General features: G+C 72.7%; 17 protein-coding genes. 3 read left to right on the plus strand and 14 right to left on the minus strand.

The genetic code is table 11. The features are described from left to right. The first annotated feature begins 48 nt into the window (after nucleotides 1–48). The gene (locus tag N8K70_RS16450) at nucleotides 49–444 is read left to right on the plus strand and encodes a phage holin family protein (RefSeq protein WP_317139434.1); all 396 of its coding nucleotides are present in this window, start codon (nucleotides 49–51) and stop codon (nucleotides 442–444) included. A 22-nt stretch (nucleotides 445–466) separates the two neighbouring features. Here N8K70_RS16450 and N8K70_RS16455 read toward each other — a convergent pair whose 3' ends face one another. Beyond that, the gene (locus N8K70_RS16455; RefSeq protein ID WP_317139435.1) at nucleotides 467–1,792 is read right to left on the minus strand and encodes an alpha/beta hydrolase family protein; all 1,326 of its coding nucleotides are present in this window, start codon (nucleotides 1,790–1,792) and stop codon (nucleotides 467–469) included. Nucleotides 1,793–1,794: 2 nt separating this feature from the next. Further along, nucleotides 1,795–2,055: a hypothetical protein gene (locus tag N8K70_RS16460; protein ID WP_317139436.1), complete on the minus strand. Its 261-nt coding sequence runs from the start codon at nucleotides 2,053–2,055 to the stop codon at nucleotides 1,795–1,797. A gap of 209 nt (nucleotides 2,056–2,264) precedes the next feature. Here N8K70_RS16460 and purB point away from each other — a divergent pair, with 209 nt between their 5' ends. After that, nucleotides 2,265–3,647 (plus strand): adenylosuccinate lyase, encoded by a 1,383-nt coding sequence (purB, locus tag N8K70_RS16465; protein ID WP_317139437.1) that lies wholly within the window; start codon nucleotides 2,265–2,267, stop codon nucleotides 3,645–3,647. A gap of 166 nt (nucleotides 3,648–3,813) precedes the next feature. Here purB and N8K70_RS16470 read toward each other — a convergent pair whose 3' ends face one another. From N8K70_RS16470 to N8K70_RS16500, 7 genes are all read right to left on the minus strand, one after another. Then, a complete protein-coding gene (locus N8K70_RS16470; protein WP_317141237.1) occupies nucleotides 3,814–4,539 on the minus strand; it encodes an FHA domain-containing protein in 726 nt (241 codons plus the stop codon). Nucleotides 4,540–4,786: 247 nt separating this feature from the next. Beyond that, on the minus strand, nucleotides 4,787–5,626 hold the full coding sequence (locus tag N8K70_RS16475; protein ID WP_317139438.1) for a nitroreductase family protein: 840 nt from the start codon (nucleotides 5,624–5,626) through the stop codon (nucleotides 4,787–4,789). A gap of 91 nt (nucleotides 5,627–5,717) precedes the next feature. Continuing rightward, nucleotides 5,718–6,038, minus strand: coding sequence for an amino acid transporter (locus N8K70_RS16480; protein WP_317139439.1), 321 nt, complete (start codon nucleotides 6,036–6,038; stop codon nucleotides 5,718–5,720). Then, nucleotides 6,035–6,688, minus strand: a complete 654-nt coding sequence (locus N8K70_RS16485) for an acyl-CoA synthetase (RefSeq protein ID WP_317139440.1) — start codon at nucleotides 6,686–6,688, stop codon at nucleotides 6,035–6,037. The genes N8K70_RS16480 and N8K70_RS16485 overlap by 4 nt, the downstream gene beginning before the upstream one ends. 134 nt (nucleotides 6,689–6,822) lie before the next feature. Continuing rightward, nucleotides 6,823–9,210, minus strand: coding sequence for a GNAT family N-acetyltransferase (locus tag N8K70_RS16490; RefSeq protein ID WP_317139441.1), 2,388 nt, complete (start codon nucleotides 9,208–9,210; stop codon nucleotides 6,823–6,825). Then, complete coding sequence (locus N8K70_RS16495) at nucleotides 9,207–10,604, minus strand: lysine N(6)-hydroxylase/L-ornithine N(5)-oxygenase family protein (protein WP_317139442.1); 1,398 nt, start codon at nucleotides 10,602–10,604, stop codon at nucleotides 9,207–9,209. Before N8K70_RS16495 ends, N8K70_RS16490 begins: the two co-directional genes overlap by 4 nt. Continuing rightward, nucleotides 10,601–12,190 (minus strand): pyridoxal phosphate-dependent decarboxylase family protein, encoded by a 1,590-nt coding sequence (locus tag N8K70_RS16500; RefSeq protein WP_317139443.1) that lies wholly within the window; start codon nucleotides 12,188–12,190, stop codon nucleotides 10,601–10,603. Before N8K70_RS16500 ends, N8K70_RS16495 begins: the two co-directional genes overlap by 4 nt. Before the next feature lie 227 nt (nucleotides 12,191–12,417). Between N8K70_RS16500 and purU the strand changes: the two genes are divergently transcribed. Next, on the plus strand, nucleotides 12,418–13,293 hold the full coding sequence (gene purU, locus N8K70_RS16505; RefSeq protein WP_317139444.1) for a formyltetrahydrofolate deformylase: 876 nt from the start codon (nucleotides 12,418–12,420) through the stop codon (nucleotides 13,291–13,293). A gap of 47 nt (nucleotides 13,294–13,340) precedes the next feature. Here the strand turns inward: purU and N8K70_RS16510 are convergent, their stop codons facing one another. The 5 genes from N8K70_RS16510 to N8K70_RS16530 are packed head-to-tail and all read right to left on the minus strand — an operon-like array spanning nucleotide 13,341 to nucleotide 17,671. Further along, nucleotides 13,341–14,366 (minus strand): adenosine deaminase family protein, encoded by a 1,026-nt coding sequence (locus N8K70_RS16510; RefSeq protein ID WP_317139445.1) that lies wholly within the window; start codon nucleotides 14,364–14,366, stop codon nucleotides 13,341–13,343. Further along, the gene (locus N8K70_RS16515; protein ID WP_317139446.1) at nucleotides 14,363–14,974 is read right to left on the minus strand and encodes a UbiX family flavin prenyltransferase; all 612 of its coding nucleotides are present in this window, start codon (nucleotides 14,972–14,974) and stop codon (nucleotides 14,363–14,365) included. Before N8K70_RS16515 ends, N8K70_RS16510 begins: the two co-directional genes overlap by 4 nt. Beyond that, on the minus strand, nucleotides 14,971–16,560 hold the full coding sequence (locus tag N8K70_RS16520) for a GMC family oxidoreductase (protein WP_317139447.1): 1,590 nt from the start codon (nucleotides 16,558–16,560) through the stop codon (nucleotides 14,971–14,973). The genes N8K70_RS16515 and N8K70_RS16520 overlap by 4 nt, the downstream gene beginning before the upstream one ends. Next, nucleotides 16,560–17,174 carry a thiamine pyrophosphate-dependent enzyme gene (locus tag N8K70_RS16525; protein ID WP_317139448.1) on the minus strand — a complete coding sequence of 205 codons (615 nt, stop codon included), beginning with the start codon at nucleotides 17,172–17,174 and terminating at the stop codon, nucleotides 16,560–16,562. Before N8K70_RS16525 ends, N8K70_RS16520 begins: the two co-directional genes overlap by 1 nt. Next, nucleotides 17,171–17,671 carry a thiamine pyrophosphate-binding protein gene (locus N8K70_RS16530; protein ID WP_317139449.1) on the minus strand — a complete coding sequence of 167 codons (501 nt, stop codon included), beginning with the start codon at nucleotides 17,669–17,671 and terminating at the stop codon, nucleotides 17,171–17,173. Before N8K70_RS16530 ends, N8K70_RS16525 begins: the two co-directional genes overlap by 4 nt. Between the last annotated feature and the right edge of the window lie 19 nt (nucleotides 17,672–17,690).

A 17,690-nucleotide genomic window follows, 5' to 3' on the forward strand; every position in this document is an offset into this window, starting at 1 on the left:
CCCCGCCCCTCGGAGTGCGATCGCAGGCTCAGATGCGACACTTCCGGCATGGGCTTCCTCATCCGTGTCGCCGTGAACGCCTTCGCGATCTGGGTCGTGAGTCTCGTGCCGTTCCTGCACGTCACGATCACCCCGTTCGCACCGGGCGGCGACCTGCAGCTGGTCATCAGCCTGCTCGCCATCGCCGCGCTCTTCGCCGTCGTCAACACGATCGTCGGCACCGCGATCAGGATCGTGGCCTTCCCGCTGTTCGTGCTGACCCTCGGGCTCTTCTCCCTTCTCCTCAACGGCATCCTGCTGTGGGTGACCGCCTGGGTGATGAGCCCCTGGGACTGGGGGCTCAGCCTCGACGGGTTCTGGCCGGCCGTGCTCGCCGGCATCCTCCTCAGCCTCATCAACTGGGTCTTCGGCATCCTCCTGCGCCCGCAGAAGAAGCGCCGCTGATCCCGCGGGAGACCTCGCGCCCTCAGAACGACCCACCGCCCTCGCGGCCCGACCGTTCCGGCGTCTGCTCCGGACGGAAGCCGAAGACCTCGATCGTCTCCGCCTCGCCGAGATGCGCGAGCCGGTCCCGGACGCCCTCGAGGCGCGGATCGGCCGACGCGTCGAACTCGCGCGCCGTCTCGACGTAGGAGTCGAGACGATGGGCGGGGAGGAGGAGATCGGCCGGCGTGCTCGGAGGATCGTAGGTCCGCTCGACGAGGACGGTCCCCTCGGACCCCGTCGCATGCGGGTGTCCTCCGCCCGCGAGCAGCGGCACGGGATCGTCGTCGTGACGCAGGGCGACGACGAGGGGCCCTCCGCCCGCATCGGCCTCCACGGGCGCGCCGAGCGTCACGAGCGTCCGCACGTCGTACCCGCCCTCCGCCACGAGCCAGCTCGCGATCATGCCTCCCTGCGAGAAGCCCACCGCGTGCAGCGGATCGCCGGGGCCCGCACCGGCGTCCCGCAGAGCGAGCTCCACGGCCTCGTACGCCTGGGACCGCTCGCCCACGTAGAGCTTCAGGTTCGACGCCCAGTCGAGCACCGTCCCCTCCTCCGACTGCGTGCCGGCGACGTAGAGGGCGAACTCCCGCGAGCCGTCCGGCATCGTGTACCGCTCCACCCGGATCGTCGCGTCGGACCCGTCCGGCACCCGCGACGCCATGTCGCCGATCGATCGCGGTGCGGCCGCCGGCGCGCCGGGCGTGGCGGGAAGCATGCGCGGCCGAGCCGCACGGCCGCGCAGACGCTGACCGGGCGGGATCCTCCCGAAGCCCCTGTCGCGGAGCACCTCCATCGGGAAGGAGAGGAACGCCAGCATGCGCGGCACCGAGATCCCGAACATCCCCAGCAGCGCGTTCGGGCCTCCCCGCAGCTGCCGCTCGAACTCCCGGCCGTGCTCGCCGCGCCATTCGACGAGCATCCGCTCCGCCTCCTCGGTCGCGCCGGGGCTGCGCGCCTCGAGACCGCGTGCGCGCTGCTCGATCGACCGCAGCAGGTCGTCGTGCGGACGGCCGTGCGGGAGCCCGAGCATGAGCACCCTCGCCTGCAGCTCGACGAGCTCGTACACGTCGGCCGCGAACCGCATGGCGGCGGCGAGGTCGGCGGTGCGCGACGCCTCCTGCGCGATGTGCCCGGCGGCGGCGAGGATGCCGGAGGTCGGGATGAGGGTGTCGGCGAGCGGGTACGCCGCCGCGCGCATCTCCGACGCGGCGCCCTCGAGACGCGCGGCGTCGGCGGTCACCCGGGCCGCCAGCCCGCGCAGCTCCTCCGGGTCGACCGCGACCGCGCCGCCATGACCGACGTCCATCGTCACGCCGCCGGGAAGAGGGTCGTCCGAGCCGCCGACGCGAGCGCCTCCGCCTCCGCGTCACAACGGAACCCGAGGCCGTGCAGGGCCGCCACGAGATCGCGCGACGACGCCCGGAAGCGATCCGCTGCCTCCGATCTCCACATCGTGAGCATCGAGACCGACGCGAGCGAGGACGCCGCCTCGCGCACCTCGGTCGCGACGCCGTCGATCCGTCCCCGCGCGACGCCGACCAGGCGCCGCAGCTCCTCTTCCGTCATCATGGGATCCACTTTCGCGCTCCCCGCGCGCCCGCGAGCCGGCCCGCGACGATCTGTGGAGAGGCCTCCGCGTGTCCCTCCCCTGTGCACACGATGACCGGTCTCCCAGGCCGCTGAGTATGATCGGAAAGGCAGCCACGCCGCTGTCCCGCCTGCTCACTCCGGCCGTCCGCCGTCCGAGCGAGCGGCCCCTCTCGATCCGGAGGCTCATCGTGACCGCATTCCCCCCCCAGCCCCTGAGCCCGCTCGACGGCCGCTACCGGAGCGTCGTCTCGCCACTGGCCGAGTACCTGTCGGAGGCGGGTCTCAACCGCGTCCGCGTGGAGGTCGAGATCGAGTGGATCATCACCCTCACCAACAACTCGCTCTTCGGCACGACCCCGCTCTCGCAGGACGACAAGGCGCGCCTGCGCGCGCTGTACCTCACCTTCGGACAGGCCGAGATCGACTGGCTCGCCGAGCGCGAGGCCGTCACGCGCCACGACGTCAAGGCCGTCGAGTACCTCGTGCGCGATCGCCTGGAGCAGCTCGGGCTCGCGGCGCTCGCCGAGCTCACGCACTTCGGCGCCACGAGCGAGGACATCAACTCGCTCGCCTACGCCCTCACCGTCAAGCGCGCCGTCGCCGAGGTGTGGCTGCCGGCCCTCCGCGCCGTCGTGGAGAAGCTGCGCACGCTGGCGCTCGAGCACGCGGACGCCGCCCTGCTCTCGCGCACGCACGGTCAGCCGGCCACCCCGACCACCGTGGGCAAGGAGCTCGGCGTCTTCGTGTGGCGCCTGGAGCGCGTCGTCCGCCAGATCGAGGGCTCCGAGTACCTCGGGAAGTTCTCCGGCGCCACGGGGACGTGGTCGGCGCACCTCGCCGCAGCCCCCCACGTCGCGTGGCCCAACATCGCCCGCGGCTTCGTGGAGTCGCTCGGCCTCGCCTTCAACCCGCTCACGACGCAGATCGAGTCGCACGACTGGCAGATCGAGCTGTACGACCGCGCGAAGCACGCGGGGGGCATCCTCCACAACCTCGCGACCGATGTCTGGGCCTACATCTCGCTCGGCTACTTCGCGCAGATCCCCGTCGCGGGCGCCACGGGCTCGTCGACCATGCCGCACAAGATCAACCCCATCCGCTTCGAGAACGCCGAGGCGAACCTCGAGATCGCGGGCGGCCTGTTCACCACCCTCGCGCAGACGCTCGTCACCTCGCGCCTCCAGCGCGACCTGACCGACTCCTCGACGCAGCGCAACATCGGCGTCGCCCTCGGCCACTCGCTCGTCGCGCTCGACAACCTGCTGCGCGGGCTCGACGAGATCTCGCTCTCGCGCGACGCGCTGGCGGCCGACCTCGACGCGAACTGGGAGGTGCTCGGCGAGGCCGTCCAGACGACGGTGCGCGCCGAGATCGTCGCGGGGCGCTCGCAGATCAGCGACCCCTACGCCCTCCTCAAGGAGCTCACGCGCGGACGTCGCGTCGGCGCCGCCGAGCTCGCCGAGTTCGTGGAGGGACTCGACATCGGCGACGAGGCGAAGAAGCGCCTGCTCGCGCTGACGCCCGCGACCTACACGGGCCTCGCCGAGCAGCTCACGCGCACCTACCTCTGAGGCGGCGCCGTCCGCGGAGGCTCCCCGGAGGCTCTGCGGACGGCGCCGGCAGGAGGAGAGAACGCCGTGGTGGGGAGGACGACCCCAGCGCGGCCATCCCCCTGCCGGCGCCTCCTCCTCTCAGCGCCCGCCGGCCCGCGCACGCCGCGCCGCGGACCCGCGCGTCTCAGTCGTCGGCAGAGTCGTGCAGCGACTCGTCGTCCAGCAGCGGCAGGTCCGCGCGCGTGACGAGCTGCGACGACACCGCGTACTCGACGAGCCGTGCGCGGCGGTTCGTCGCGAGCCTCCCCGTGCCGCCGCGCAGGCCCTGCACGCCCATCCGGTCGAGCTTGTCGCAGACGTTGTCGAGCTTGCGGTTGAACTTGCTCATCGTCCAGCCGAGGCGCGCCGCCGCCGCGCTCGAGGACGGCAGCTCGCTCACGCTCACTCCCTCGCGGCGCAGCATGGGCTCGGCGAGCGCGACGATGAGCACCCGCTGCAGGGGCGTGAAGCTCACGGGCATGACGGTCGCCTCCCCCGTCATCGAGGTCTGCACCTGGCTCGCCACGGAGTAGTGCGCCTCGTCCGTGTGGAGGGCGATCTCGTAGGTCGTCGGCCCTGCGGTGAAGACGATGACGCTCTGCGCGAAGACGATGGGCATCCGCGCGCCGGGCGACAGCCACGACTGCACGGCGCCGCCCGCGCTCGAGACCGTCGGGGCGAGGCGTGAGCCGACGTTCGCCAGCCACCACAGGCCCTCATGGAACGACAGCTCGAGGAAATGCCGGTGCAGATACGGATTGTCGTCGACCGAGAGGTCGCCTTCCCTCCCGATCGTGAACCGGGCGTGCGGGCTCACGGTGTGCCACTCGCCCGCGAACTCGACGCGCAACGGCCTCTCCGTGCCGGGCATGGTGTCCGTCGGGACGCTCTCGGACAGGCTGGCCGGGTTCTCGGCCATGGCGGACCTCCATCGTGCGATCGTCCGGGCGGACGGAGAGCGGACGGCGTGCGCGCGTCGGCGCGGTTCTCACCCGCTCGATGACCGGAGCGCCCCCGACCGCGTACCGCGGCCGACGGGCGCATGACGCTCCTATGCTAGGGCCGCGGGGTGCACGATTCCCCGCCTTGACATGGGCAGTTCGACCCATCGGATGCGCTCAGTGCGACGGCAGGCCCCGGCGCTCGAGGGCCGCGCGCGCGTTCTCCCGGCCGTGCAGGCCCGCGACATCGCGCACGCGCGCGACGACGGCGGAGATCCAGCTGCCCGAGCGCCCCTGCGAGGCGTTGTACGCGTCGAGCTCCTGCTCGTACGCGGCGACGTCGGCGCGCTGCGTCTCGCGATACCCCTCGCGCGAGCGGACGGCGCCCTGCGGCAGACGGGGCTTGATGCCCGCGGTGTCGTCCGGATCGGGCCATCCGAGCGCCACCCCGAACGCGACGGCAGACCGCTGCGGCAGGCCGATCTCGGCGGCGGACGCCTCGGGACGGTTGCGCAGCGATCCGAGGTAGCAGGTTCCGAGACCGAGCGACTCCGCCGCGACGACGGCGTTCTGCGCCGCGATGGCCGCGTCGGCGAACGCCACGAGGGTGCTCTCGAGGTAGTCCGCCGCCTCCGCGGGCGCTCCCTGCCACGACGCCACCTCGGCCGCGCGCGCCCAGTCGGCGACGAAGAGCAGCACCACGGGGGCGCCGGCGATGAGGGCGCTCCCGTGCGCCTGCTCGACGAGCCGTCGTCTGCGCGCCTCGTCGCGCACCTCGACGACGCTCCACGACTGGTTGTTCGAGGAGCTCGCAGCCGACTGCGCGGCGGCGATGATCGCCGTGACGTGCTCGTCCGTCACCTCGCCCGGCGAGAAGCTCCGCACCGTGCGGTGGCGCAGGAGCAGCGCCAGCGTGTCCGAGGAGAGCAGGGCGGGATCCGTCAGCGTCGGGGCTCCCGCCCCGTAGCGACGGCGCAGCAGCGAATTGACGTCTCTGCCGGTGGGCGTGTCGGTCACGGGGGGCCTCCTGTGCGATCGGACGGTACCGCGCCAGCCTATGTTCGGCGGCGCAGGGGCGGCTCCGCCGGCGTCACACGGGTCCACACGCCTACTTCGCGGAGCCGGACTCCGCGTCGCCCTCGGTCTCGTCGTCCGAGGGCAGGAGGACGGCGTGGTCGATCGTCCTCGTGACGTCGGCGGGGTCGACGACGAGCAGCAGCATCGCCAGGATGAGCAGCACGACGATGAAGACGATGCCCGCGATGATCGCGGCGACCGTCCAGGCCTGGGCGATGACCTCCGGGGGCTGCGATGTGAACGCGCCCATCGACATCGCCCCGACGAGGAGGGCGAACACCGCCGAGCCGAACGCGACGGCGAGCAGCTGGACGGGGCGCATGAGCGCGCGGCGGGTGGGCTTGTCGGTCACGGACGTTCCTCCGGGATGCGGGGCTCGGCCTCGCTGATGGGTGCTGCCGCCGTCTGCCTCGGCGCGTCCGGCGACAGGCCGGCGATGGCGAGGAATACCGCGACGATCGCGGCGTACCCGCCGAAGAGGCCGACGGCGATGATCTCCCCCGTGAGGGTGAAGGCCTGACCGGCGTCCTCGATGTAGTAGTCGAGCACGTAGTCCGCGGGGACGACCAGCGTCGCCGCGGCGACGACGAGCGTCAGGACGCCGACCGTGAGCGCGTCGCGCGCACCGTCTCCGTCTCCGCGGCGGCGCCGGGCCACGCCGAGCCCGGTCTCGAGCACCCCGGCGACGAACGCCCACAGGGGGACCAGGACGAAGTACAGGAGCGGGCCGCGCAGCGGCGCGATGCCCGCGACCATCCCCGCCGCCAGGTAGACGACGGCGAGGAGGACGGGGACGGCCCGCTCGCCCGCCGGCGCGACCATCCAGGCGCCGAGGCCGAGGGCGAGGGCCGTCGCGACGGCCCATCCGCTGAAGATCGGCAGTCCGACGATCGCCGAGTGGTCGGGCGAGAAGGTCACCATGAGCGCCGCGATCGCCGCGACGAGCGCGCGGAGCAGCTGGACGTGACGTGTGCTCGGCGTGAACGGCCTGGCTGCGGGCATGGCGGGACCTCATACGTGCGAAGGGACATGCCCAGTCTAGGGAACCCGCCGCTGTGAACGTCCCGTCACCGGCTGCGCCGCCGAGGTCCCGGGTCGGCGGCGGGAGGCGGGACGCATCCCGCCTCCCGCTCGGCTCAGCCGCGTGCGACGGGGTTGGGCATCTGGCCCGCGTAGAGCAGCGACTCGGCCTGGTTGCCGATGTCGACCATCTGCATGGTGTTGCGCAGCTGCAGGCGGTTGAGACACGAGTGCGCGAAGCCCTGCGCCCTGAGGTCGACGTCTCCCGCGAGACCCCGCGCGACGTCGGGATGCGCGTCCTCGTACCGGTCGAGCACGTCGGCGACGAGCGCCCAGAACCGGTCGGCGGAGAGCACGCCGTCGGCGTCGAGGATGCCGGAGAGATGACGGAGCACGCCGTCGAACACGTCGGTGAAGATCGCCAGGGCCTTCTCCCGCCCCGGCGCGACGGCCCGGATGCGTTCCGTCCCGGGCGGCAGCGCGCGCTCTCCGAGCACGGCGACCTCCTCCCCGATGTCCTTCATGAGCGCACGCGCCACGGTGTGGTCGCGCAGCACGAGGATGAGGTTCTCGCCGTGCGGCATGAAGGCGAGGTCGTGTGCGAGCACCGCGTGCACGAGGGGACGCAGGTAGGCGTCGAGGTAGGCGCGCACCCACGCGTCCGCCGGCCGTCCCGACGCGCGGACGAGCGCCGTGGCGTACGCGGCGCCATCGTGATCGCGATGGAGCAGCGCCGCCATCGTGACGAGGCGCTCCCCGGGCGCGAGCCGCGGGACCGGGCTCTCCCGCCAGAGCGCGGCGAGCATCTTGCGCTGCGGGTTCGTCTCCGCCGTGCGGTGGTAGACGTCGCCCGTGTACCCCACGGCCGACCGCTCGCGCAGCACCTCGAACCCCGCGTCGCCGAACGCCGGGTCGCCGCTCACGAGATCGGCGACCCAGTCGTTGATGGCAGGGGTGTCTCGCATGTAGGCCGGAGACAGTCCGCGCAGGAAGCCCATGTTCTGGATGGCCAGGGCGACCTTGACGTAGGGCGCGCCCGCACGGGTGAGGTTGAAGAAGGTGCGGATGGACTGCTGCGGCTGGTACTCGTCCGCCGTGAGGCCGAGCGGGACGAGGTGCCCGCGCGCGATGTCGGCGGCGAAGGTCACCGGCAGCCGTTGCTCGGCCTGCCAGGGGTGGACGGGCAGGAGGTGGAAGCCCTCGGGGTCGTGCCCGTCGTCGGCGAGCCGCTCCGCGAAGGCGCGCCGTTCGTCGGCCGTGAGCGCCTGCTCGAGGTGCCCGGCCTCGTCCAGCCCGCGTCCGAGCGCGAGGTGCGTGTGCTCGCGCGCCGCCGCGACCCACACGAGCCGCGTTCGCCGTCCGTTCTCCGGCGCGTAGTCGCGGTAGTCGGAGCGCGAGAAGCCGATGCGCCCGTTGTTCGCGAGGAAGGCCGGATGCCCCTCCGTCATGGCCGCCTCGGTCTCCTGGAAGCCCGCGTCGAGCAGGGCCTCGGCCGTCGGCGTCTCCCCGGCGAGCGCGCGGTGCCGCTTGGACGCGGCGCTCGCGAGCGTGGACGACAGCTCCTCGAGGTACACCGCGACGAGGTCCTCGGGCAGGCCCAGCAGCGGCTGCAGCTCGAGCACGAGCTCCAGGACGTCGAGCTCCGCGGATGCCCCGCCCCGGCTGCGTCGGATGCTCGCCTCGTCGATCGCCCAGTGCTCGAGCGGGAGCACGCGCGCGCGGAAGGCGTAGCGCGATGAGCCGTCGGCGACCTCCAGCTCCCACTCTCCCTCCTCCGGCCCCCGCTGCGGCGCGATGAGCCGTTCGTGGGCGAACTCCGACAACGCCTTGGCGACGAGATGGCGATGCCCGTGGCGCAGGAGGTCCGGGCGCAGATACGGCTGCGGCCCGCGCCCTCCGGCCCAGCCGGCGCCCAGCGGGCTCGCCGCGAGGTCCTCCCGCGTGCAGACGCTGAGCGCTGCGCGCTTCGGATGGCCGTCGAGCACGAGGTCGACCTCCCCCAGAACCCGGAACCCCGCTGCGGCGTTCTTGGCGAGGATCGCCGCGTTGCGGACGTCCGGCTCGACGACGACGCGCGTGCGCCCGAGGCCGCCGTCCGCCCGACGGCCCAGGCAGAAGCGCAGGACCTCCCCCATGACCGCCGAGGTGAAGCCGTCGACGGGGTCCGCCGCGGGGGGCGCGACGAGCAGGTGCATGCCGACGTCGCCCGGGTCCGCGGCGAACAGCTCGTCCGGGAGGAGCGCGGAGGGCTCGTACGTCTCGACGTAGAACGCCGGCGCGCCGTCCACCCGTCCGAGCCATCCGTCCTGCGCGGGGTCCGCCGCGACCCGCTCCAGGTACGCGCGCACCTGCTGCGGGTCGTGGTCGGTCATCTCCCAGAAGCGGGAGCGCGGATGCGTCAGCCAGGCGTGCAGCATGTCCGCGTCGCGCTCGGCGTCGATCGGCTCGAGCGAGACGGCGAGGGACGACGCCGGCGTGGCGACGGACGGTGCGGTGATGGTCATCGTGCGGCCTCCAGGAAGCGCTCGGCGGTGTCGGTGGCGGGATCCGCGCCGGCGGCGGGTCCGGCGTCGCCGGGGAGCCCGAACGTCTGGAACGCGATCCGGCGCTCGATCGGATACGGCTCGCGCCCCGTCACGGCGGCGAGCACGACGGACGCGCGCCACGGCCCGAAGCCGAGGTCGGGAGCGGTCACGCCGTGCGTGTGCTCCTCGCCGTTCAGCACGTGGATGCGCTCGGCCTCGTCCACCGCGTAGTCGCGCGAGACGTCGAGCCGCCCGCGGTCGTCGAGGCGCACGCGGTGCGCGACGGGGTCGAGGAAGGCCGGCGTCTCGGACCGGTAGCCCGTCGCGGCGAGCACCGCCCCCGTCCGGTGCTCGCGGGTCTCGCCCAGCTGTCCGTGGCGCAGGGTGAGGACGTGCTCCTCCGTGGCCTCGTCGTACCGTGCGGCCACGACCTCCGTGTCCGTGAGGAGCGTCGACGGGACGGAGCGGCCTCCGCTCGAGAGCCGGTAGAGGGTGTCGTAGATGTCGTCGACGAGGTCGCCGCTGATGCCCTTGGAGAGGCTGCGCTGCTCGCGTCCGAGCCGTTCGCGCAGCTCCGCGGGGAGCGACCGGTAGTGGTCGGTGTACTCGGGAGACGTCATCTCGAGCGTGAGCTTCGTGTACTCCATCGGGAAGAACCGCGGCGAGCGCGTGACCCAGTCGACGCGGGCGTCCCTGTCCTGGACGTCCGCGAGCAGGTCGCGGTACACCTCGGCGGCCGACTGCCCGCTGCCGACGACCGTGACGGAGCCGCTCCCGCGGAGCGCGTCGCGGGCCGGGAGGTACCGGGCCGAGTGCACGACGGGGCCGGCGGACGGGTGCCGCGCGACCTCGTCCGCGAGCGCCCGCAGGGGCGCCGGCAGCACGGGGCGGGTGCCGACGCCGAGGACGACGTGGCGCGCGCGGCGGCTCTCCGTCCCGACGACCCCGCCGGCCGCGTCGAGCACCTCTGCCCGGACGACGAGGAGGTCTCCCTCCTCCTCGACCGCGACGACCCTGCGACGCCACCGGAGCGTCGGCAGCTGCGCGGCGACCCAGCGGCAGTACTCGTCGTACTCCGACCGCAGGGGGTAGAACGACTCGCGGATGTAGAAGGGGTAGAGCCTCCCCGTCGCCTTGAGGAAGGCGAGGAACGAGTACGGGGACGTCGGGTCGGCCATCGTGACGAGATCGGCGAGGAACGGCACCTGGATGGTCGCCCCGTCGATCATCATGCCCGGATGCCAGCGGAACCCGTCCGCCTGGTCGAGGAAGACCGCGTCGACGTCGGGCAGCGGCTGCGCGAGCGCCGCGAGCCCGAGGCCGAACGGCCCGATCCCGATCCCGACGACGTCGTGCACGGCGTCGGCGCTCATCGGCCGGCTCCTTCCGCCGTCGCGTCGAGCTCGCTCGTGCGGCGCAGCCGCGGATGGACGTCACGGCACGGAGGCGTGTCGCGCGTCGTGAGCTCGTCACCCGCGAGCAGCCCGTGGGCGGCCGACCGCACGAGCTCGAGGACCTCGGCGATGTCGTCGACCGTGGCGTCGGGGTTGAGGAGCGTGAGCTTGAGGCACGGGACGCCGTCGATCACGGTGCGCGCGACCATCGCCCTCCCCGACTGGAAGAGGATGCGCCGCACGAGCGGCACGAGACGGTCGGCCGTCGCGTCGTCCACCCCATCGGGCTGATAGCGGAACAGCACGGTGCTGAGGTCGGTCGCGCCCACGGGACGCAGCTCGGGATCGTCGTCCATCGCCTCCCGCACCCGCGCGGCGAGATCGCAGACGGCGTCGACCATCGCGCCCAGCCGGTCGGGGCCGATCGCCCGCAGCGTCGTCCAGAGCTTGAGGGCGTCGAAGCGGCGCGTGGTCTGCAGCGAGCGGTCGACCTGGTTGGGCTCGGCGTCGTCCTCCGCGGCCTCGACCTCGGGGTTCAGGTAGTCCGCGTGCCACGCCGTCGCGAGCAGGTCCTGCGGGTCGCGGACGACGAGCGCGCTGGAGGACACCGGCTGGAAGAAGGTCTTGTGGAAGTCGACCGTGACCGAGCGGGCGCGCTCGATCCCGTCGAGCAGACCGCGGCGCGTGGGCGACACCAGGAGGCCGCCGCCGTACGCCGCGTCCACGTGCAGCCAGACGCCGGCGGCGTCGCAGAGGTCGGCCGCGGGGGCGATCGGGTCGATGACCCCCCTGTCGGTCGTGCCGGCCGTCACGACGACCGCCATGACGACATCGCCCGCATCCGTCGTCTCCCGGAGCGCGGAGGCGAGGGCGGAGGGCGCCATCCGGCCGTCCGCATCCGTCCCCACCGAGACGACCGCGTCGTCCGGCAGCCCCAGCAGCAGCGCCGAGCGCGCCACCGAGAAGTGGCTCGCGGCCGTCGTGAGGACGCGCAGGCGCGCCATCCGCTCGCCCCGAGCGCTCCGGTCGCCGCGCAACGCCGCCTCGCGGGCGAGGAAGAGCGCCTGGAGGTTCGACTGCGTGCCGCCGGAGGTGAAGACCCCGTCGGCGTCGGCGAAGCCGATCCGCTCCCCGGTCCACGCGATCAGCCGCCGCTCCATGAGCGTCGCCACGGCCGACTGGTCGTAGGTGTCGACGGACGTGTTGATCGCCGCGAGCATGCTCTCCGCCGCGACGGCGGGAACCGCCACGGGGCAGTTGAGGTGCGCGGCGTAGGCGGGCAGGTGGAACCAGACGGCGTGCCGCGCGTAGAGGTCTCCGGCCTCCGCGAGAGCCGCCCGCTCGCCCACGCCGTCGCCGTCGAGGTCGACGGCGTCGACGCGTTCCCGGAGCTCGTGGCGCGCGGCGCCCGACGAGGGCGAGCTCACGGTCCGGAAGCGTTCGGCGAGGTCGTCGACGACCTCGTGGACGACCTGCGCATAGCGCTCCGCGGTCCGCGCGCTCAGCAGGGAGGTGCATCGGCCGACGCCCGCTGTCGCCGTCGACGAGCTCTCTTCGGTTCCCACCAGGGTTCGTCCCATGCGCGTTCATCTCTCCTTGTCCGCCGGGCGACCGGCCTTCGACCGCCGCTCACATCGTAGTTAGGTTTGCCTAACCTGAGCAGAGTAGGCATCGACCCTCCGCGTAGCCTTGGAGTCCTCCCTCTGCCGCATGGGCACTTCTGCCCCTCGACAGGCTCGTGGCCGGTGCCCTATCGGGCGGGCGCGCGGAGGCGGGCTGACAGAATGGGACCATGACGCCGTTGAGGGAAGAACTGATCGATCACGCCTGCCTCATCGTGGACGGTCCCGACCAGTTCGGAGTGGTCGCCGCGATCGCCGCGCTCATCACGCGCAACCAGGGCAACATCGTCACCCTCGACCAGTACTCGACCGACCCGGAGGCCGGGCGGTTCTTCCAGCGCGTCGTCTTCCACCGCGCGAACTTCGCCGTCGCGAGGGACGAGATCGAGGCCGACCTCGCCGCGACGCTCGAGCCGTTCGGGATGAGCTGGACTCTCGACGACCTCTCGATCCCCAAGCGGATGGCCATCCTCGCGTCGAAGGACGACCACTGCCTGCTCGACCTCCTGTGGCGCCACCGTCGCGGCGAGCTGCCTGTGAGCATCCCGATGGTCGTCGCGAACCACACGACCACCGCCGACGACGTGCGCTCCTTCGGCGTGCCGTTCTTCCACGTCCCCTCACAGGCCGGGCCCGACAAGTCGCAGTCGGAGGCGGAGATCGTGCGTCTCCTGAAGGGCAACGTCGACTTCGTCGTGCTCGCCCGGTACATGCAGATCCTCTCCAGCGGCTTCCTGCGCGAGATCGGCGTGCCGGTCATCAACATCCACCATTCCTTCCTGCCCGCGTTCATCGGCGCGAACCCGTATCGCAAGGCGAAGGAGCGCGGCGTGAAGCTCATCGGCGCGACGAGCCACTACGTGACGGAGGACCTCGACGAGGGGCCGATCATCGAGCAGGACGTCGTGCGCGTGACCCACGCCGACTCCGCCGAGGACCTCCGCCGACGCGGCGCCGACGTCGAGCGCGCCGTGCTCTCGCGCGCCGTCCTGTGGCACGCGCAGGGCCGCGTCGTGCGCGACGGGAACCACACGATCGTCTTCTGAGGCGCAGCCCGGGCCGATCCACGACGTCAGGTGACGACCTCCCGGGGCTACGCCGAGAGCGCGAGCGCGGCGCCGCGCAGGTCGGCGAGCATCCGCTCCCGCTGCGACTCGTCGCACCACGCCGCCTCGAAGCCGACCCGGGCGATGCGGACGGCGTCGTCGAGGCCGAGCCCCATCGCGGGGAGCGCCTCGGAGTACTCTCGCCCGATGTCGGTCCGGAAGAAGACGGCGTCGTCGGTCGCGAGCGTCACGCGCAGACCCGCGCGGACCATCCGCGCGATGCGGTGCCCGGGGTCGAACCCCCACCCCGAGAGCATGCGCGTCGAGAACGGCGTGCACACGAACGGCACCCCGGCCTCCCCCACGCGCGCGAGCACGTCGGCGTCGTCGACGACGCGGTATCCGTGGTCGACGCGCTCGACGCCGAGACCGAAGACGGCGTCGGCCACGTTCCGCGGATCGGCGGACAGCGTCTCGCCCACGTGGGCCGTTCCCCGGAGACCGTGGCGGGCGGCGAGCGCGTACGCCTCCTGGAAGCGCAGCGGATCCTCCGTGAGCTCTGGCGTGAGGTCGTCCATCCCGATGCCGACGACGGCGTCGCGCGGATGGGCGAGCACGGTCCCGACGAGGTCGACGGCCGTCGCGGCGGGCAGCGAGCGGTTGATCGCCGCGACGATGCGGAAGCCGACGCCGAAGTCGCGCTCGGCCTGCACGAGGCCGTCCGTCATGGCGTCCACGAGGCTCGTGTAGCCGATGCCGGCGTCGCGGAAGTTGTCGGGGTTGACGAAGTACTCGCGGTAGCGCAGGTTGCCGGCCCGCACGGCGTCCTCCACGCCCTCGTACGCGACCCGTGCGATCTCGTCGCCCGTCGTGAGCGCGGCGTGCGCGGCGTTGAAGACGTCGAGGAAGTCGGGGAGCCCCTCGTAGGCGAACAGCGCGTCGAGGTCGTCGGTGCGCAGCGGCACCCGGTGGCGCGCGGCCAGCTCGACGAGGGTCGACGCCCGCATCGTCGAGACGAAGTGGCAGTGGAGCTCGGCCTTGGGAAGCAGGCGCAGGGCGTCTTCGGGGGTCATGAGGGGTCTCCTGTCCGGTTCTGCGCGTCGCCGCGCGGGTCGATACCGAGGTCGACGCCCCAGCGCCGCAACGGCGAGCGGACGCCGCACAGGGCGACCAGGCGCGCAGCGATGTCGTCGACGAGCTCGGCGACCGACGCCGGCCGCGCATAGAACGTCGGCACGATCGGATGGACGACGCCGCCGGCCTCGGAGACGGCGAGGGCGTTCCGGAGGTGGATCGACGACAACGGCGCCTCGCGCACCGCGAGCACGAGCCGCGTGCGCTCCTTGAGCGCGACGTCGGCGGCCCGCGCGACGAGCGTGTCGCCCGTCCCCGCAGCGATCGAGCCGAGCGTGCGCGCGCTGCACGGCACGACGAGCGTCGCGTCGACGCCGAACGACCCGCTCGAGATCGGCGCGGCCATGTCGCCGTTGGAGTGGATGTCGGCCACGAGCGGCGCGAGGTCGCGCACGCCCATCCCGCATTCGTGCTCGAGCGTCGCCCTGCCCCACCGGCTGACGACGAGGTGGGTCTCCGTGCCGGCTTCGCGGAGCATCTCGACGACGCGCACGGCGACGGCGGCCCCCGAGGCCCCCGTGATGCCGACGACGACGCGCGCGCTCATGCCGTGCCGATGCGGGAACGGCCGTCGATGAGCTCGGCCGCGCGCTCGGCGACGGCGACGACGCACGCCTGCGTGTTCGCGGTGGGGAGGGTCGGGATGACCGACGCGTCGGCGACCCAGAGCGCATCGGCGCCGTGCACCCGGAGCGACGGATCGACGACCGCCATCTCGTCGACGCCCATCTTCGCCGTCCCGGAGGAGTGGAAGAAGGTCTCCACGCTGTCGCGCACGTACTCCTCGCGCTCCTTCGCGTCCAGACGCCGGTCGGGGGTGAGCGCGCCGTCGCTGACCGCGCGGTAGGCGGGGGCGTCGAGCAGGTCGAACACGACGTCGATCGCCTCGACGAGGGCGGTCATGTCGTCGGGATGGTCGAGGAAGTTCGGCTGGATGAGCGGCGCGACGGCGGGATCGGGCGACACGAGGCGCATCCATCCGACGCTCCGCGCGGACATGAGGCCGGGCGACACGGCGAACGCGGGCTCGTCGCCCAGGGGGAAGCGCTCGCGCACGGCCGGCGTGGCCTGTCCGGTCTGGGCCACGAAGGCGTGGAGATCGGGGCGGCCGTCGGCGACCGAGCTGCGCCAGTTCATCATCGTGCCGCCGCCGTTGTCGGTCAGGGGACCCATGTCCCCGCGGAAGCGGAAGCTCAGCCCCTGCAGCAGCGGGTGGTCCATGTAGTTCCGCCCGACGCCGCGCAGGGCCAGCCGCGTCGGGAGCCCCACCGCCGCGAGCTCCTCCGGATCGCCGACGCCCGAGTGCCACAGGATTCGCGGCGTGCCGATGGCCCCCGCCGTGAGCACCACGCCCCGGTCGGCCGCGACCGCGACGTCGCGGCCTCCCGACGAGAAGACGACGCCCACGGCGCGCGACCCGCGCCACACGACGCGGCGGACCTCGGCGTCCGTGAGCACCGCGAGGTTCGGTCGTGCCAGCGCGGGATCGAGGTAGCCGCGCGCCGTGCTCCATCGCTCCATCGGCAGGCCGGGCCGGGTGAGGCCGTTCATGTTCGCGAGCGCGGCGCCCTCGTTGTCCTCGGCGTTCGGATCGTCGATCACCGGGATCCCGACGGAGGGAGCGGCCTCCAGCATCGCCGCGGCGACGGCGTGCGGCCGCTTCGACGTCTCGACGCGCATCGGCCCGCCCGCCCCCCGGTAGGCGTTCGCGCCGCCCTCCCAGTCCTCCGAGAGGCGGAAGTACGGCAGCAGCGCGTCGAAGTCCCAGCCCGTCGCGCCGTTCTCGCCCCAGAGGTCGTAGTCGCGCCGGTTGCCGCGATACCAGAGCATGGCGTTGACGCTGCTCGATCCGCCCAGCACGCGCCCGCGCGGGATGCCCAGCACGCGCCCGTTGACGCGCTCGCTCGGCTCGTAGTCGTAGCCCCAGTCGTGCTCGCCGCGCAGCAGGCTCGTCCAGCGCGTCGCGTCGCGGATGGCGCCCACGCCGTGATGCGCGCCTCCCGCCTCGAGGAGGAGGACCCGCGCATCGGTGTCCTCCGACAGCCGTGCCGCAAGCACGTCGCCTGCGGTGCCTCCGCCGACGACGAGGTAGTCGTACGAGGCGGCGAGCGCCCCCGGATCGGACGTGAGCATCAGTTGTGCTCGCTCGGGCCCATGATGGTGATGCCCTCGGTCTTCTCGACGTGGCGCACGAAGACGTACTTGTCCTCTCGTCCGTCGGAGTGCTTGCGCCTGATCCCGGGCTCGAGGACGCCGTCGGTCTTCGCGACGAGGAGGTACGGCTCGCGGGCGACGAGTCCCTCGGCGCACAGCCCGTCGAACTCGTCGAGCGTCGTCGCCGTGAACGCCTGGCGGACGCCTGCGCCCCGCGCGATGGCGGCGAGGTCGACGGTGCCCGAGGCGGTGTGCGTCCTCGGCCCGCCGATCGACTGGTACTGCTCGTTGTCCCACACGACGACGAAGAGGTTCTCGGGCCTCTCGTTGCCGAGCGTCGCGAGGATGCCGAGGTTGAACAGCAGCCCTCCGTCGGTGTCGAGCGAGACGACGCGGCGGTGCGGGAGGCCGACGGCGAGGCCGAACGCCTCGGGCGTGACGCAGCCGAGCTGCTGCTGGAAGAGGCTCGCCTCCCGCATGTGCGGGGCGGCGTTGTACCACTCGTCGACGGCGCCGCCGAGGGAGAGGACGACGAGCTCGTCCTGCAGCCGCGCCCCCAGGAGCCTCATGCAGGCGAATCGGCTCATGCTCATCGCACGATCCCCCCTCCGAGGACGACGGCCGAGTGGTGGTAGGCGGAGTAGGACCAGTCGTAGGCGTCGGCGATCGCGCGTTCGATCTCGCCCTCCTCCCTGACGATGCGGTACGGCGTCCGCAGCGCGTCGAGCAGCGGCTCCATGGTGATGCCGTGCGGGACGGCCCACCAGTTGTTCTCCCCGAGCTCGCCGCGGTAGCTCATGAGCATGATGACGGGGATCCCGGCGCCCAGGCCGAGACGGGCGAGGTGCTCCGTGGCGGCGCGCAGGCCCGAGTTCTCCATGACGAGGGCCGCGCGCTTGCCGGAGAGGAACACGCCGCCGGCGATCGCGGCGCCCTCCCCCTCGTTCGTCACGGGGATCGTGCGGATGTCGGGGTCGGCGTCGAGGGCCGGGTACAGCTCCTTCAGGAGGGAGTCGGGCAGGTATGCGACCACGCTCACCCCCGCCTTCTTCAGTCCGCGGATGACCGCGGAGACGGCTTCTTGCTTCATGGCTTCCTCCGGATGGCTG

The sequence above is a fragment of the Microbacterium sp. AB genome (assembly GCF_032878875.1).
Lineage (GTDB): Bacteria > Actinomycetota > Actinomycetes > Actinomycetales > Microbacteriaceae > Microbacterium > Microbacterium betulae.